The 13,631-nt window shown below is 64.5% G+C and carries 20 protein-coding genes; 10 read left to right on the forward strand and 10 right to left on the reverse strand.

Annotation, left to right across the window (positions count from 1 at the left end):
- Nucleotides 1–84 precede the first annotated feature (84 nt).
- Complete coding sequence (locus JQ616_RS15165; RefSeq protein WP_212015522.1) at nt 85–750, reverse strand: DsbA family oxidoreductase; 666 nt, start codon at nt 748–750, stop codon at nt 85–87.
- A 62-nt stretch (nt 751–812) separates the two neighbouring features.
- Nucleotides 813–1,637, reverse strand: coding sequence for a helix-turn-helix domain-containing protein (locus tag JQ616_RS15170; RefSeq protein ID WP_212015524.1), 825 nt, complete (start codon nt 1,635–1,637; stop codon nt 813–815).
- A 94-nt stretch (nt 1,638–1,731) separates the two neighbouring features.
- Between JQ616_RS15170 and JQ616_RS15175 the strand changes: the two genes are divergently transcribed.
- Together JQ616_RS15175 and JQ616_RS15180 are read left to right on the forward strand one after the other, a co-directional pair.
- Complete coding sequence (locus tag JQ616_RS15175; protein WP_212015525.1) at nt 1,732–1,956, forward strand: hypothetical protein; 225 nt, start codon at nt 1,732–1,734, stop codon at nt 1,954–1,956.
- A 31-nt stretch (nt 1,957–1,987) separates the two neighbouring features.
- Nucleotides 1,988–2,386, forward strand: a complete 399-nt coding sequence (locus tag JQ616_RS15180; RefSeq protein ID WP_212015527.1) for a hypothetical protein — start codon at nt 1,988–1,990, stop codon at nt 2,384–2,386.
- Between the two features lie 59 nt (nt 2,387–2,445).
- Here the strand turns inward: JQ616_RS15180 and JQ616_RS15185 are convergent, their stop codons facing one another.
- Nucleotides 2,446–2,604 carry a hypothetical protein gene (locus tag JQ616_RS15185; protein ID WP_212015528.1) on the reverse strand — a complete coding sequence of 53 codons (159 nt, stop codon included), beginning with the start codon at nt 2,602–2,604 and terminating at the stop codon, nt 2,446–2,448.
- Nucleotides 2,601–3,062: a group III truncated hemoglobin gene (locus JQ616_RS15190; protein ID WP_212015530.1), complete on the reverse strand. Its 462-nt coding sequence runs from the start codon at nt 3,060–3,062 to the stop codon at nt 2,601–2,603. Before JQ616_RS15190 ends, JQ616_RS15185 begins: the two co-directional genes overlap by 4 nt.
- Nucleotides 3,063–3,145: 83 nt before the next feature.
- On the opposite strand from JQ616_RS15190, the gene JQ616_RS15195 reads away from it, so the two are divergent.
- A complete protein-coding gene (locus JQ616_RS15195) occupies nt 3,146–3,580 on the forward strand; it encodes an RrF2 family transcriptional regulator (RefSeq protein WP_212015532.1) in 435 nt (144 codons plus the stop codon).
- 29 nt (nt 3,581–3,609) lie between these two features.
- Here JQ616_RS15195 and JQ616_RS15200 read toward each other — a convergent pair whose 3' ends face one another.
- Nucleotides 3,610–4,332 carry an SET domain-containing protein gene (locus JQ616_RS15200; protein WP_212015534.1) on the reverse strand — a complete coding sequence of 241 codons (723 nt, stop codon included), beginning with the start codon at nt 4,330–4,332 and terminating at the stop codon, nt 3,610–3,612.
- A 163-nt stretch (nt 4,333–4,495) separates the two neighbouring features.
- On the opposite strand from JQ616_RS15200, the gene JQ616_RS15205 reads away from it, so the two are divergent.
- Nucleotides 4,496–5,098: a hypothetical protein gene (locus JQ616_RS15205; protein WP_433995977.1), complete on the forward strand. Its 603-nt coding sequence runs from the start codon at nt 4,496–4,498 to the stop codon at nt 5,096–5,098.
- Here JQ616_RS15205 and JQ616_RS15210 read toward each other — a convergent pair.
- Nucleotides 5,095–5,820 (reverse strand): TetR/AcrR family transcriptional regulator, encoded by a 726-nt coding sequence (locus JQ616_RS15210; protein ID WP_212015535.1) that lies wholly within the window; start codon nt 5,818–5,820, stop codon nt 5,095–5,097. The genes JQ616_RS15205 and JQ616_RS15210 overlap by 4 nt on opposite strands.
- A 112-nt stretch (nt 5,821–5,932) precedes the next feature.
- Between JQ616_RS15210 and JQ616_RS15215 the strand changes: the two genes are divergently transcribed.
- From JQ616_RS15215 to JQ616_RS15230, 4 genes are all read left to right on the forward strand, one after another.
- On the forward strand, nt 5,933–7,336 hold the full coding sequence (locus JQ616_RS15215) for a carotenoid oxygenase family protein (protein WP_212015536.1): 1,404 nt from the start codon (nt 5,933–5,935) through the stop codon (nt 7,334–7,336).
- A gap of 297 nt (nt 7,337–7,633) precedes the next feature.
- Nucleotides 7,634–8,209: a hypothetical protein gene (locus JQ616_RS15220; protein ID WP_212015537.1), complete on the forward strand. Its 576-nt coding sequence runs from the start codon at nt 7,634–7,636 to the stop codon at nt 8,207–8,209.
- A 58-nt stretch (nt 8,210–8,267) separates the two neighbouring features.
- Nucleotides 8,268–8,822: an inner membrane-spanning protein YciB gene (locus JQ616_RS15225; RefSeq protein ID WP_212015538.1), complete on the forward strand. Its 555-nt coding sequence runs from the start codon at nt 8,268–8,270 to the stop codon at nt 8,820–8,822.
- Nucleotides 8,823–8,899: 77 nt separating this feature from the next.
- On the forward strand, nt 8,900–9,196 hold the full coding sequence (locus JQ616_RS15230; RefSeq protein ID WP_212015539.1) for a hypothetical protein: 297 nt from the start codon (nt 8,900–8,902) through the stop codon (nt 9,194–9,196).
- 10 nt (nt 9,197–9,206) lie between these two features.
- Here JQ616_RS15230 and JQ616_RS15235 read toward each other — a convergent pair whose 3' ends face one another.
- Nucleotides 9,207–9,881, reverse strand: a complete 675-nt coding sequence (locus JQ616_RS15235; RefSeq protein WP_212015540.1) for a DUF429 domain-containing protein — start codon at nt 9,879–9,881, stop codon at nt 9,207–9,209.
- A complete protein-coding gene (locus tag JQ616_RS15240; RefSeq protein WP_212015541.1) occupies nt 9,878–11,533 on the reverse strand; it encodes a fumarate hydratase in 1,656 nt (551 codons plus the stop codon). The genes JQ616_RS15235 and JQ616_RS15240 overlap by 4 nt, the downstream gene beginning before the upstream one ends.
- A 234-nt stretch (nt 11,534–11,767) precedes the next feature.
- Here JQ616_RS15240 and JQ616_RS15245 point away from each other — a divergent pair, with 234 nt between their 5' ends.
- Both JQ616_RS15245 and JQ616_RS15250 read left to right on the forward strand, forming a co-directional pair.
- A complete protein-coding gene (locus JQ616_RS15245) occupies nt 11,768–12,085 on the forward strand; it encodes a Kazal-type serine protease inhibitor family protein (protein WP_212015543.1) in 318 nt (105 codons plus the stop codon).
- A 72-nt stretch (nt 12,086–12,157) separates the two neighbouring features.
- Nucleotides 12,158–12,646, forward strand: a complete 489-nt coding sequence (locus JQ616_RS15250; protein WP_433995971.1) for a hypothetical protein — start codon at nt 12,158–12,160, stop codon at nt 12,644–12,646.
- 108 nt (nt 12,647–12,754) lie between these two features.
- Here JQ616_RS15250 and JQ616_RS15255 read toward each other — a convergent pair whose 3' ends face one another.
- Nucleotides 12,755–13,195: an SRPBCC family protein gene (locus tag JQ616_RS15255; protein ID WP_212015545.1), complete on the reverse strand. Its 441-nt coding sequence runs from the start codon at nt 13,193–13,195 to the stop codon at nt 12,755–12,757.
- Nucleotides 13,195–13,521 (reverse strand): ArsR/SmtB family transcription factor, encoded by a 327-nt coding sequence (locus JQ616_RS15260; RefSeq protein WP_212015547.1) that lies wholly within the window; start codon nt 13,519–13,521, stop codon nt 13,195–13,197. The genes JQ616_RS15255 and JQ616_RS15260 overlap by 1 nt, the downstream gene beginning before the upstream one ends.
- Between the last annotated feature and the right edge of the window lie 110 nt (nt 13,522–13,631).

Here is a 13,631-nt window from a genome sequence, read left to right on the forward strand (position 1 = left end):
GATGGTCTCCCTGATTGTTTGGATTGACGATGTGGGCAAACGAAAAAGCCCGGCGCGAGCCGGGCTTCTGAAAATGATTGCGGACTACTCCGCCGCCTGTGCGTTGATCTCCGCCGAGACCTCGCGGATGGCGCGGGCGAGCTGCTCGGCCGGCTGGGCGCCGGACACTGCGTATTTCTGTGCGAACACGAAGGTCGGCACGCCGGAGATGCCCTTCTCGGCGGCCTCCTGGGCCTGCGCCGAGACCAAGGCAACATCCTCGTCGGTGGCAAGACGCTTGCGCACGTCGTCGGCATCGAGCCCGACATCGGCCGCCGCCTGGACGAGGACGTTGGTGTCGGTGAGATCGCCGCCGTCGCGGAAATACAGCTCCATCAGCCGCTGCTTCATCTCGGCTGCCTTGCCCTGGGCCTCGGCCCAATGGATCAAGCGGTGGCAGTCGATCGTGTTGGGCTGCCGCTTGACGAGCTCGGGATGGTAGGTCAGCCCCTCCTCATTGGCGGCGGCGACCACGCGGCCGGCGATGCCCTTATAGGCCTCGACCGAGCCAAATTTGGCAGTGAGATACTCGTCGCGGCTGATGCCCTCGCGCGGCACCCAATTGTTGAGGAAGAACGGCCGCCAGTGCACCTCGACCGGCACATCGGGCACCAGCTTCAGCGCATCCTCGATGCGATGCTTGCCGATATAGCACCAGGGGCAGACGACGTCGGAGACGATGTCGAGGCGAAGCGGCTTCAGATCGCTCATGGCAGGGTTCCCGGCAAAATTGGAACCCCAAAGGTAGGCTGAAAGCGCCCCGAGACAAGCCGCTATTTCATACTGGCTGCCATCTGCCGCATCCGCTCGGCGGTCAGCTCATCGGCCGGGAAGAAGGTCTCCAGCGCCAATTCCTGCAGCGTGATGTCGACCGGTGTGCCGAACACCATGGTGGTCGAGATGAAGCTCAGGATCTCGCCATTGAGGCGGAGCTTGAACGGAAGCGCGACGTTGTTGTCGGTCGTGATCGGCGCCGAGCGCGCCGGGATCGGGTAGGACTTCAGGTCCTGGTAGAGCTTGAGCAGCTCCGGATCCGCGGTCGCCTCGCATTGCCGGTGCAGCCGCTCCAGGAGGTGCGCGGCCCATTCCGCGAGATTCACGGTGCGCGGAGCCAGGCCTTCGGGGTGGAACGCCAGCCGCAGGATGTTGAAGGGCTGGCCGAGCAGCCGCTGCGGCACGCCCTCGAGCAACGGCGCCACCATGCGGTTGGCGGAGACCAGATTCCAGTGCCGGTCATAGGCCAGCGCCGGATTGGGCTCATGCGCCTTCAAAACCAGGTTGATCGCCTCGCGTGCCGATTTCAGCGCGGGATCCTCCAGCGAGCGTTGCGGGAATGCGGGCGCGAAGCCCGCGGCGACCAGCAGCACGTTGCGTTCGCGTAGGGGCACGTCGAGGCGCTCCGCCAGTTTGAGGACCATGTCGCGCGACGGCGCCGAGCGGCCGGTCTCGACGAAGCTCAAATGCCGCGCCGAGATCTCGGCATCGACGGCAAGGTCGAGCTGGCTGAGATGGCGGCGCTGCCGCCATTCGCGCAGGTGCTCGCCGATCAGGACGGGTTTTGCGGGCTCGGCCCGCGCCATGGATGCATGTGCGTTCATGCTGCAAAACCTACCATGCGGAATTCGCCCGTTCCATTACGCCTGAGGTAATCGAATTGGTGCGCAGGCCGGCTCATCTTCCACGGCACAGGAGATGACCATGCTGATGCTGTCCCTTATCCGCGCCTTCGCCGTCCTGCTCCCGTGGCTGGTCCATTTGACCACCTGGCTCCTCGCGCGCTCGCTCAACATGCCGCAGCCGATCGTGCACGACACCGGCGTGTTCGTGTTCGCTCAGGTCTATGCGGTCGAGATGAGGGTCGGCAAGGCGCTGTGCCCGCTCCGCCTGTGGCGTCAGCTGCAGGCCCTGTTCCGCTGACCACCCCATGCCAACCAGAGGAGATACTGCCATGATCCATTCGTCCCAACTGCTGCGCCGCGCCTTGCTTGCCGATGCCGTGTTCAGCGGCATCTCCGCCATCGCGATGGTGCTCGATGCCGGCGCGCTGGCATCGCTGCTCGGCCTGCCGGAAGCGCTCTTGCGCGAGACCGGTCTGTTCCTGATCGCCTATACCGCGCTTGTCGGCTGGCTCGGATCGCGAACCTTGCTGCCGAAGGGACCTGTGATCCTCGTGGTCGCCGGCAACGCAGCCTGGACGCTGGCCAGCATCGCGCTGCTGCTCTCGGGCGCGGTGTCGCCGAACCTGCTCGGGACCATCGTGATCCTCGCCCAGGCGGTCGCCACCGGCGTGTTTGCCGAGCTGCAATATGTCGGGATGCGCCGAAGCGGCGACACAGTCGCGACGTAAGCCGAACGCGAGAGGTGCCGGGCGGCCGTCGCGGCAAATGCGGCGGCCGTTCTCTTCTGTCAGCTCAGGACCACTGCGACGATCATGCCCGCGAAGGTCAGCGCCAGGCCGATGATCAGCATCGGCACGAGGCTGCTGCCGGACAAAGGATCGGCCTGATCCTGTCTAAACCACGTGCCGTCGATCGCCCGAGCGACCGCTTTCGCCTTGCTCCTCATTGCACTGCTCCTGTTTCGCTTCGCCTGTAGCGTTGGCCGACCGCCAGCATCACGCCCTGCCCGCTGGCGACGCCCATCTCGAGGCTGGAGGCGATGCGGTGCGCGCGCTCGATGAAATGGACCGCGGCAACCGGCGGGCATAGCTCATGCGCGGTCGCCTCGAACAGTTCGAGCCAGCGGTCGAAATGCGCGGCATCGATCGGCAATGGCATGTGCTTGACCATCGGCGTGCCGTGATAGCGCCCGGTCATCAGCGCGACCGAGGACCAGAACGCACACATCTGCGCCAGATGCGGCTCCCAGTTGCTGATCCTGGCCTCGAACACCGGCCCGATCATCGGGTCCTGCCGCACCTTGGCGTAGAACCCGTGCACCAACTGCTCGATCATGGCTTCAGTGATCCCGGTGCGCGCGACAATCTCGGTGGTGATCTGCTCGCGGCGCTCTGCTCCACTCATCGCTTACATCCTAAATAAGCATTTTAAATGCCTATTTAGACTGCTATAGCGGATCCGCCAAGTGCTGATTGCGAAGGGCTTCCATGCGCCTGACTTCGTTCACGGATTTTGCGCTCCGCGCCCTGATGCGGCTGGCCGGCGAGCCGGACCGGTCGTTTGCCACCGGCGAGATCGCGGCCGAGTTCGGCATTTCCCGCAATCACCTCGCCAAGGTGGTGCGCGACCTCGCCGACGCCGGCTTCATCGCGACCCAGCGCGGCGCCGGCGGCGGTTTTTCGCTGGCGCGGCCGGCAGAGACCATCACTCTCGGACAAGTGGTCCGCGCGCTGGAAGGCGGCAGCGCGCTGGTCGAGTGTTTCAGGGATGATGGCGGAGAATGTGTGCTGCTGCCGCGCTGCCGGCTGAAGGCGAGGCTCGCGGCAGCCCGCGAGGCCTTCATGCGCGAGCTCGACGGGACCACGCTCGCCGACTGCGCTTACCTGCCACGTCCCGCGCGCCATCCGGCGCGCGTGTCATGATCATCGCCGAACCGGATCGGTTTCGTAACTCAGGCCTGCAGCACGCGTGTGGCGGCACGCTTTGAAGGGGCCGCACGCTTGCTGGCCGCAGCCGTCACGCTATGGCCGTTGAGGTGCTTGTCGTTCAGCGTCTTGCCGTTCAGTGCCTTGCCATTCAGTGCCTTGCCATTCAGCGTCTGGCCGTTGCCGGACTTGCCATTGGCTTTGGCAGCCTTCTTCGCCTTGGCCTTCCGCTCCTTGGCGCGCGTCTCAGCGAGCTTTTCGGCCTCGCGCTTGGCCTTCCGTTCGGCCTTTTCCTTCAGCCGCACCCGTTCCGCCCTCGCCTCCGCGCGCTGCTTCTTGCGCTTCTTCTCGCAGGCGTCGCACTTGCAGCCGATCGGCTTCAGATAGGCTTTGAAATAGTCGGTTCCGTAGTCGTAGTTGATCTCGTCGCCCGGCTCGATGTCCTTAATAGCGCGGATGAACACCTTGCGCTTGCGCGGCTTGACGTCGGATTCCGCATTCGGCCGGCAGGCGTGGTTGATGTAGCGGGCCACATTCTCGCGGATCGAGCCGTCGATGGTCCAGCGGTTGGTGAGCTCGAACAGATACTTGTTCTCGATCGCGTCCTCATCCTTCTTCTTCGAGTCGAGCAACGGCCCGAAATAGCGGATGATCTTGGTGCCTTTCTTGATCGGCTTGGTGGCGAAGAGGCCGAGGCCGGTACGGGAGCGGCCGACGCGATAGGGCTTGTGCGATAATGATGCGGTCATGACGATCGAGGTTACGGCACGCTGGGTGCACGCGACAAAGTTGCGAAGCCGCCCTTCTAGGACGATTCCGCGCGCCTGTCAGGTGTTTCCCGCGTGTCTATTGAACCTTCCCCAGATTGCATATGTCAGACACAAAGTAACGTCCGGATCGCAGGTTTTCCCAATGAAATACCTTGCTTTTGCAACAATCATTATGGCGCTCGCCTGCGCAAATCCTGGTCAGGCTGGCGCTGAGACGATCAGCAGCAGCTACACCTCGACCGCGCCGAAGGCCTGCCGCATGATCGGCAAGCCCAATGAAGAGGACGGCAGCACCACGCGGGTCTGCCCGGGAAAATCCGGTCTTGTGGTGCTGATCAGCGAGGGCGATCTGCGCGAAGTGGTCTCGGTGGGCCGCAACCGCCAAGCAGCAGCGCGGGAACCTGCGGCGCAGGCCTGGTTTGGTCCGTTCAGCTCGACGGGCGATACACTCGAATGGCGGGCAGCCGGCAGCAAGCCGTTTGCGATCATCCAGCGCTGGCAGATTGCCGACAACAGCGAGCAGGACAAGCGCGGCGGCCCGGTCTCACGGGCGATGCTCGCCGTGACGCGGTTGCCGCCGGGCGATGTCTGCCATGTCGCCTATGTCGATGTCGCCGCCAATCCCAACGCCAACGAGCTGGCGCGGCAGGCCGCCGACGATTTCGCCCGCGATTTCAAATGCGGCGCGGACAAGGTCAAGACGATCGGACAGAGCGGCCGCACCACGTCGCTGACGAACCGTTAGGGCCGCGCCGAGCGGCCCGCGGACAATCGCAGCATCGCGGTCAACAACGTCTCCACCGATGTGCCCTCCGGCGACCGATCCAGAATCGTCTTGAGGCGTCCGTCGAGCAGCAGCATGGTGAAGCCATGCACCAGCGACCAGGCCGACGCGATCGCAGCCGCCTGCTCCAGCGTCAGCTGCTCCTTGGAAATCTGCTCATGGCGGCTGGCGCCGACGCCGCGGGTCAGCCCCGCGAACGACGCCTCCGACGCCTCGTGCAGCGACGGCCGCGCATGATCGAGCCGCTCACTGCGGAACATCAGCCCATACATGCCGGGATGTGCCTGCGCATAGGCGACATAGGCCTTGGCGCTCGCCACGCCCTTTTCGGGCGGTGTCGCCGCCGACGCGTCCGCCGCCGCCATCGCCTGACCGAACTGCCGGAAACCGATCGCGGCGAGTTCGCTGAGCAAACCGGTGAGATCGCCGAAGTGATGCGTGGGCGCGGCGTGCGACACGCCGGCCTCGCGCGCCACCGCCCGCAATGTCAGTCCCGCCAGTCCGTCGCGCTCGAGCACGCGCTCGGCGGCTTTCAGCAGCGCTTCGTGCAGATCGCCATGATGATACGGCGTGTCATGGGCGCGGCGTCGCTGTGCCGGACGATCGGCGGTTGGGCGCGCAATCCGGCGGGTCCGCGCCGGTGTCGCGCGAGTCGCCTTGTTTTCCTTGGACAATCTTGTCATGCGGCCCTTATAGGTCGCAATTTTTACACTGTAAAGATTTTGCTTGACGATCGGTGGCGTCATCCCTACTGATATCTTTACGATGTAAAGATCATAATGCAGGGAGACCGGAATGCTCGACCAGGTCACAACCACCACGGCGCGCACCAATCTGGCGCCGATCCCGTTCGAAGCCGATGCGCCGTTCCTGAAGATCACGGGCGAATTGCCGCGCGAGCTGAACGGCACGCTCTACCGCAACGGTCCCAATCCGCAGTTCGAGGCACCGGGCGCGCACTGGTTCGTCGGTGACGGCATGCTGCACGCGTTCCACCTCGAGAACGGCCGCGCCAGCTACCGCAACCGCTGGGTCCGCACCCCGAAATGGCAGGCCGAGCACGATGCCGGCCGCGCGCTGTTCGGCGGCTTCGGTCGCAAGATCCCGGATGCGCCGGCAACGACCACGACCGACGGCGGGGTCGCCAACACCAACATCATTTTCCATGGCGGCCGCCTGCTCGCACTCGAGGAAGGCCATCTGCCGACCGAGATCGAGCCCGGCACGCTCAATCGCCTTGGCTATTGCGACTACAAGGGCGCGATCGCAGGCCCGTTCACCGCACATCCCAAGATCGATCCGGTCACCGGCGAGATGGTGTTCTTCGGCTACAACGCCGCGGGTCCGCTGACGCCCGCGCTGTCGTTCGGCGCGGTGAGCTCATCCGGCGTGGTGAGCCGGTTCGAACGCTTCGAGGCGCCCTATGCCAGCATGGTGCACGACTTCATCGTCACCGAGAACCATGTGCTGTTTCCGATCCTGCCGATCACCGGCAGCATGCAGCGCGCGATGCGCGGACAGGCGCCCTACGCCTGGGAGCCGGAGAAAGGCGCCTATGTCGGCGTGATGAAGCGCAGCGGTTCGTCAAAGGACATCGTCTGGTTCCGCGCCGAGACCTGCTACGTCTTTCATGTCATGAACGCCTGGGAAGACGGCAACCGCATCATCGCCGACGTGATGCAGTTCGAGGAAGCGCCGCTGTTCAACCACCCAGACGGCTCGCAGACCGACCCGAAGAAGAACCGTGCGCGGTATTGCCGCTGGACCTTCGACCTCTCAGGGAATACCGACCGCTTCACGCAAACCTATCTCGACGACCTCACCGGCGAATTCCCCCGCGTCGACGATCGCCGCGCGGGCTTCGCCAGCAATCACGGCTGGTACGCCTGCGCCAATCCCGACCTACCGATGTTCGGCGCGCTCTCCGGGATCGTGCATGTCGACGGCCATGGCAAGCGGCTCGGCCATTATCTCCTGCCCGCCGGCGACACCATCTCCGAGCCTGTGTTCGTCGAGCGCAGTGCCGACGCCGCGGAAGGCGACGGCTGGCTGCTCGCGGTGGTCTGGCGCGCCCGCGAAAATCGTAGCGACCTCGCCGTGTTCAACGCACAAGATGTCGAGGCGGGCCCGACCGCGCTGGTCCATCTCGGCCATCGCGTGCCGGATGGATTCCACGGCAATTGGGTCGGGGCGCAGTAACGGCCGATCGTCTCAGACGCAAGAGCATCAACCTCTCCAATCGTCATGCCCGGCCTCGTGCCGGGCATCCACGTCTTTCTCGCCGCCGGTGGGAAAAGAAGTTGATGGCCGGGACAAGCCCGGCCATGGCGGTGCCGGACAGTGAATGCCGTGTGCAGCTAACGCCTAGATTATTGCCTTATCTCTATTTTTCTCCATCACATCACGATTTTGACACTGTAAAGATTTCGCTTGACGCTCTTCTTGCCCGCCTCTACGGTATCTTTACGGTGTAAAGATCAGCCATCGAGGCTTCCAATGACGATCTTCCTGATCCTCGCTCCATACGGCGCCTTCGCCACGCTGATGCTGGTGGCTTCGGCCACGGTGAGCCTGCTCTGTGCCGCACTGATCTGCCTTGCCGTCATCGCATTCGATATCGCGCGCGGCCGCAGCATCAAGATCCTCGGCGTCGGCTCGGTGGTCGTGTTCACCGCGGTCGGTCTCTATCTCACCTTCATCGATGCAACGGCGAGCAGCATCGCGGTCAAGATCGCCGTCGATGCCGGCATCCTCGTGGTGTCGCTCGGCTCGATCCTGATCGGCCGTCCCTTCACGCGGCAATATGCGCTCGAGCAAGTCGACGCCGAGATCGCGAAGCAGCCAGGCTTCCTCACCGCCAACTATTTGATCACCGGCGCCTGGACCGCCGCGACGCTGCTGATGCTGATCGGCAACGTCGCGGTGCTCTACGTGCCCGCCCTGCCACTGTGGACCGGCCTGCTGATCGCCTTTGCCGCGCGCAACGCCGCTGTCGGTTTCACCCGCTGGTATCCGCAGTATCGCATGGCCAAGGACGGCGTGCCGCCGGCGAGCGCGCTCCCGTCGCACTGAACGCTGCTGACACAACACAAGAACGATCACCGCACCCGAGGAAACGGAACCCACCACGATGAAGAGCGTATTTGCCAGGCTCGCGAGCGACTTCCTCTCCACCATCGTGTTCCTGGTGGTCTATCTCACCACCGACAATGTGCTGATCGCCACCGGCGTTGCGATCGCGGGTGCGATTGCGCAAGTGATCTATGCCCGCGTCAAGGGACAGGCGCTCGGCTACATGACCTGGGCGAGCCTTGGGCTGGTGATCGTGCTGGGCGGCGCGACGCTCGTCACCAACGATCCGCGCTTCGTGCTGGCGAAGCCTGCGATCGGTCACATCGCGATCGGCGCGATCATGCTGAAGCGTGGCTGGATGCTGCGCTACCTGCCGCCGATCGTGACCGAGACCATTCCGGAATATGCCACCCTCGCCGGCTATGCCTGGGCCGGGCTGATGTTCATCCTGGCTGCCGGCACCATCGCGGTCGCTGCAACCGGCGACATGAAGCTGTGGGCTTTCTACGTCTCGGTGGTGTTGCTCGGCGCCAAGATCGCCGCCTTCGCCATCCAGTATGTCGCCTTCCGCTTCCTGGTCGGAAGCCGGTTGCGCGCCACAGCCCGCGCCTGATCGCCGCAGCCACGAACTAGGCGCGCGCGGCAAGATGAGCTATACCCGCGCACGCTGTTAACTGGAGGGAGACATCAATGGCGGTGGACGGAAACTGGAATCTGACGATGACGACGCCGATGGGCGAGCGCAAGGCGACGCTGTCGCTGGCAAGCTCCGGCGGCACGCTCACCGGCACGCAGGGCGCCGAGGGCAACTCCACCGACATCTTCGACGGCACCGTGAACGGCGACGACGTCACCTGGAAAGTTTCCATCACCAACCCGATGCCGCTGACGCTCGAATTCACCGGCAAGGTCGCCGGCGACGGCATCTCCGGCGAGATGGGCATCGGCCCGATGGGCAGCTTCCCCTTCACCGGCTCGCGGGCGTAACCGCCCTTTTTTAGAACCAGATCTGCATCGGCAGATCATGCGCATCCAGCGGCTGCGATCCCCCGGGAACGCAGCCGCTTGGTTTTTGGGCCGCGAGCGCCACCGCGCAGGCATCCAACACGTCGTCGCGTTTCGCGCCGGTACCGATCCGCACCTCGGTGAGCCAGCGATCGATCTCGCGAAAACCTGCTCGCTTCAGCAGCCTGCGACGCAGCGCGTCGCCCTCCTCCGACTTCTTGCGCGGCAATGGCGTGCCGCCGTTCAGCCGCAGGAACACCAGTTCGGGATGCACCTCGCGGATGTCGCGCGCGGGATTGGCGCGGACGAACGCATCGACCTCCATGATCTTCGGCCCGATGTGCCAGAGCTGGCGCGAGACGCAGGTCTGCCCTCGGCGCCGCGCTTCCTCATTGGCCTTGTCGGGATCGCGAAACTCCTGCCACAGCCAACGCCGCGCACCGGTGAAGACGCGCGAGGTGTGCGGACGAAGCTGCTCGCGGGCGAGACGGTCACAACCGCGTTGGCCGTCGTCGGTCATGCCGATCGGGATATCGATCCCGGCGCGATCGAACGGACGCGAAAGCGCATCCGCAATGTCGCTATGAAAGGAAATCGTGCGCTGGTCGCCGTCGATGGTGACGGCGACCCAGCCTTTGGAGAACCCGTCGAGGCCGACCGCAATCAACCCAGGTTCAATTCCTTGAAGAAGTCGTTGCCCTTGTCATCGATGATGATGAAGGCCGGGAAGTCGACCACTTCGATGCGCCAGATCGCTTCCATGCCGAGCTCGGGATACTCGACCACCTCGACCTTCTTGATGCAGTGCTCGGCGAGGTTCGCCGCGGCGCCGCCGATCGAGCCGAGATAGAAGCCGCCGTGCTTCTTGCAGGCCTCGCGCACCGCGACCGCGCGGTTGCCCTTGGCGACCATCACCATCGATCCGCCGGCGGCCTGGAACTGATCGACGAAGGAGTCCATGCGGCCCGCGGTGGTCGGGCCGAACGCGCCGGAGGCGTAGCCGTCGGGCGTCTTGGCGGGGCCGGCGTAGTACACCGGATGGTTCTTGAAATAATCCGGCAGCGGCTCGCCCTTCTCCAGCCGCTCGCGCAGCTTGGCGTGGGCGGAGTCGCGCGCCACGATCATGGTGCCGGTCATCGAGACACGAGTCTTGATCGGATATTGCGACATCGTCGCCAGAATCTCTTTCATCGGCCTGTTGAGGTCGATCTTGACGACCTCGCCGCCGAGCGACTGTTCGACCGCCGGCAGATATTGCGCCGGGTTATGCTCGAGCTCCTCGAGATAGACGCCGTCCTTGGTGATCTTGCCGAGCACCTGACGGTCGGCCGAGCACGACACGCCGAGACCGATCGGCAGCGAGGCGCCGTGGCGCGGCATGCGGATCACGCGCACGTCGTGGCAGAAATACTTGCCGCCGAACTGCGCGCCGACGCCGAGCGACTGCGTCATCTTGAGGATTTCCTGCTCCATCTCGAGATCGCGGAACGCGTTGCCGTCAGGCGAGCCGTGGGTCGGCAGCGCGTCGAGATAGCGCGCCGAGGCGAGCTTCACGGTCTTCATGCAGAGCTCGGCCGAGGTGCCGCCGATCACGATCGCAAGGTGATACGGCGGGCACGCCGCGGTGCCGAGCGTCAGCACCTTCTCCTTCAGGAACGCCAGCAACCGGTCCTTGGTCAGCACCGAGGGCGTCGCCTGGAACAGGAAGCTCTTGTTGGCGCTTCCGCCGCCCTTGGCCATGAACATGAACTTGTAGGCGTCGTCGCCCTCGGCGTAGATCTCGCACTGCGCCGGCATGTTGTTGGCGGTGTTCTTCTCCTCATACATCGACAGCGGAGCGACCTGCGAGTAGCGCAGGTTGCGGCGCAGATAAGCGTCGCGCGCGCCTTCGGACAGCGCGGCCTCGTCCTCACCGTCGGTGATGACGTTGCAGCCCTTCTTGCCCATGATGATCGCGGTGCCGGTGTCCTGGCACATCGGCAGCACGCCGCCGGCCGCGATGTTGGCGTTCTTCAGGAAGTCGAAGGCGACGAACTTGTCGTTGTCGCTGGCTTCCTTGTCCTCGAGGATCGAGCGCAGCTGCTTCAGATGGCCTGGCCGCAGATAGTGGTTGATGTCGCCGAAGGCCGCCTCGGAGAGCGCCCGCAGCGCCTCGCGCGACACCACCAGCATGTCCTTGCCCAAGACCTTCTCGACCCGGACGCCCTCGCTCGTCACCTTCTTGTAGGGCGTGGTGTCGGCACCCAGCGGGAACAACGGCGTGTGCTTGTAGGGCGGAACGGGCTTCTGCTGGTCGGGGAAGGCGGAGGGGGCGTTCATGAGCTGCTCTTTGGGCTTGCAGGCCGGGTTCGAAGGCCGGTCCGGCCGTGAGGCCGCCGGCAATGTAGAGCCGTTCTAAGCCTTTTTCGGGCAAAGGAAAGGGAAGCCGGCTGCCTTCCAGCCATGCGCGGGACCGGCAATCCACGTGCTAGGTTTCATGCCACGGTAATCTTGGGTTGCCACAACGCGCAGCACACCACCAACCGGCCAGCGAAGCCGTCAGGAGGCCTTCATATGAAGACAGCGCTTTTCATCCGGTTTGCGGCGCTGGCCTTGTTGATCGCGCTCCCGAGCGCCGTCGATGCGGCCCGCCTCGGCAGGGTGTGCGGCGGCATCGCCGGCCTGCAATGCAGCAGTCGCGGCCAGTTCTGCCAGTTCAAACCCGGCAGCTGCGGCCGTGCCGACCAGTCCGGCAGCTGCGCGTTCCGGCCGACGATCTGCAACAAGATCTTCAAGCCGGTGTGCGGCTGTGACGGCAAGACCTACGGCAATGATTGCGAGCGCCGCGCCGCCGGCGCCTCCAAGGCACAGGACGGAAAGTGCCCGTCCTGACGGGGCCGTATTGACGCGCTGCGCGAGAGCCTGCATGTAGCTTCGCGTATTTTCATACCGCGGGGGTATTTCGTGACAGCACCGTTGCGCCGACGCTCTTTCAGCATCCGCCCCACCCTGCCTGCCGCACTGATCGCGCTGGCGACCGCCTTCGCCGCCGCACCCGCTCATGCGGATCCCTGCGTGGACATCGCCAAGCAGCTCGCCGGTCAGATCGACGGGCTGAAGGTCAATTTCAGCGCCGCCAACATCACATACCTCACACACCCGGCCGCCAAGGAACTGTCGCTCGGCTGCCGCGGCAAGGACTATTCGATCGAGCTCTATGCCAAGACCGATCGCAAGATGAAGCCGGAATTCTTCAACCTGGTGGGCGCGGCCACCGCGCTGATCTTCACCGTGCCGAAGGACGACGCCACCACCGGCACCTCGCGCTGCCTGAAACGGATGGGGATCCTGCGCGGCAACACCATCAACATGCGCTATCGCCGCCTCAATCTCGAATGCACGCGCACCCGGACCGACGCCTCGATCACGGTCCGTCGCGGCAACAACGAGTGATCGGTCAGAGCGTTTTCGAGCGAAGTGGATGCCGGTTCGCGTGAAGAAAACGCGTCAAAACTAGAATCTGGAGCACTCCGTTCCGATTCAATCGGAACGGAAAGTGCTCTAGGCTTCCGCGGTGACCCGCCCGATCGCGTCGACGATCCTGCCCCAACCTGGGCTCATCATGTCGAAGGCGAAGCGGTTGCCGGGGAACACGAAGCCGTCATGCACCATGCGGACCTGCGTGCCGCCCTCGACCGGCGTCAGCGTCCAGGTGACCACCGAGTCGAGCTTCGAGCCGTAGTCCGGATTGGTGTCGGCGCCGCCCTTCCAGGAATAGCGCAGCAGGCGCGGCGGATCGCAATCCAGCACCTCGCAATACACGACGCCGTCCCAGTCGCCGATCGGCTTGGTGCGGAAGTTGAAGCGGTGTCCGACGCGCGGCTGAAAATCGTTCGGCATCAGCCATTTCATCAGCAGCTCGCTCGTGGTCAGCGTCCGCCAGATCCTGTCGGCGGCGTAAGGCAGCACCTTCTCGACCGTGATCGCGTGCGTCTCACCCATCACTCACTCTCCTTCAACAATTTTTCCAGATTTGCGAAGCGCTCCGCCCAGAACGATTCGTAATGGCCGAGCCAATCGATCAGCGGGCTCAACCCCTTCGGCGCGACGCGATAGTGGATATGCCGGCCCTCGCGCCGCTCGGCGACGAGCCCGGCGTCGCGCAGCGCGCGCAGATGTTGCGACACTGCCGGCTGCGACACCTTTGAGCCCTGCACCAGCCCGGTCGCGGCGATCTCGCCTTCCCGGATGATCCGCTCGAACACCGCTCGCCGCGTCGGGTCGGCGAGGGTCTTGAGCACATTGGTCAGCTGCATGGCCGCGGTCATGGCAATATATAAGCAATTGCTTATACGATTGTCAATGCAGAGGCGATGCGGTCGCGCCGCGGGAACGCCTCGCCTGCTCCGAAAGTTGATGATCGCGGCCGCATGTTTTG

Origin of the sequence: Bradyrhizobium tropiciagri, assembly GCF_018130545.1 — a bacterium.
In the GTDB taxonomy this organism is placed as follows: domain Bacteria; phylum Pseudomonadota; class Alphaproteobacteria; order Rhizobiales; family Xanthobacteraceae; genus Bradyrhizobium; species Bradyrhizobium tropiciagri_A.

What these genes read in the sequence shown, in the direction of transcription:
- JQ616_RS15255 (WP_212015545.1), bottom strand. Translation starts at nt 13,195, where the DNA reads ATGGGTGAGACGCACGCGATCACGGTCGAGAAGGTGCTGCCTTACGCC.
- JQ616_RS15230 (WP_212015539.1), top strand. Translation starts at nt 8,900, where the DNA reads ATGGCGGTGGACGGAAACTGGAATCTGACGATGACGACGCCGATGGGC.
- JQ616_RS15185 (WP_212015528.1), bottom strand. Translation starts at nt 2,604, where the DNA reads ATGAGGAGCAAGGCGAAAGCGGTCGCTCGGGCGATCGACGGCACGTGG.
- JQ616_RS15205 (WP_433995977.1), top strand. Translation starts at nt 4,496, where the DNA reads ATGAAATACCTTGCTTTTGCAACAATCATTATGGCGCTCGCCTGCGCA.
- JQ616_RS15225 (WP_212015538.1), top strand. Translation starts at nt 8,268, where the DNA reads ATGAAGAGCGTATTTGCCAGGCTCGCGAGCGACTTCCTCTCCACCATC.
- JQ616_RS15245 (WP_212015543.1), top strand. Translation starts at nt 11,768, where the DNA reads ATGAAGACAGCGCTTTTCATCCGGTTTGCGGCGCTGGCCTTGTTGATC.
- JQ616_RS15170 (WP_212015524.1), bottom strand. Translation starts at nt 1,637, where the DNA reads ATGAACGCACATGCATCCATGGCGCGGGCCGAGCCCGCAAAACCCGTC.
- JQ616_RS15220 (WP_212015537.1), top strand. Translation starts at nt 7,634, where the DNA reads ATGACGATCTTCCTGATCCTCGCTCCATACGGCGCCTTCGCCACGCTG.
- JQ616_RS15175 (WP_212015525.1), top strand. Translation starts at nt 1,732, where the DNA reads ATGACCATGCTGATGCTGTCCCTTATCCGCGCCTTCGCCGTCCTGCTC.
- JQ616_RS15190 (WP_212015530.1), bottom strand. Translation starts at nt 3,062, where the DNA reads ATGAGTGGAGCAGAGCGCCGCGAGCAGATCACCACCGAGATTGTCGCG.
- JQ616_RS15195 (WP_212015532.1), top strand. Translation starts at nt 3,146, where the DNA reads ATGCGCCTGACTTCGTTCACGGATTTTGCGCTCCGCGCCCTGATGCGG.
- JQ616_RS15165 (WP_212015522.1), bottom strand. Translation starts at nt 750, where the DNA reads ATGAGCGATCTGAAGCCGCTTCGCCTCGACATCGTCTCCGACGTCGTC.
- JQ616_RS15210 (WP_212015535.1), bottom strand. Translation starts at nt 5,820, where the DNA reads ATGACAAGATTGTCCAAGGAAAACAAGGCGACTCGCGCGACACCGGCG.
- JQ616_RS15180 (WP_212015527.1), top strand. Translation starts at nt 1,988, where the DNA reads ATGATCCATTCGTCCCAACTGCTGCGCCGCGCCTTGCTTGCCGATGCC.
- JQ616_RS15200 (WP_212015534.1), bottom strand. Translation starts at nt 4,332, where the DNA reads ATGACCGCATCATTATCGCACAAGCCCTATCGCGTCGGCCGCTCCCGT.
- JQ616_RS15260 (WP_212015547.1), bottom strand. Translation starts at nt 13,521, where the DNA reads ATGACCGCGGCCATGCAGCTGACCAATGTGCTCAAGACCCTCGCCGAC.
- JQ616_RS15240 (WP_212015541.1), bottom strand. Translation starts at nt 11,533, where the DNA reads ATGAACGCCCCCTCCGCCTTCCCCGACCAGCAGAAGCCCGTTCCGCCC.
- JQ616_RS15215 (WP_212015536.1), top strand. Translation starts at nt 5,933, where the DNA reads ATGCTCGACCAGGTCACAACCACCACGGCGCGCACCAATCTGGCGCCG.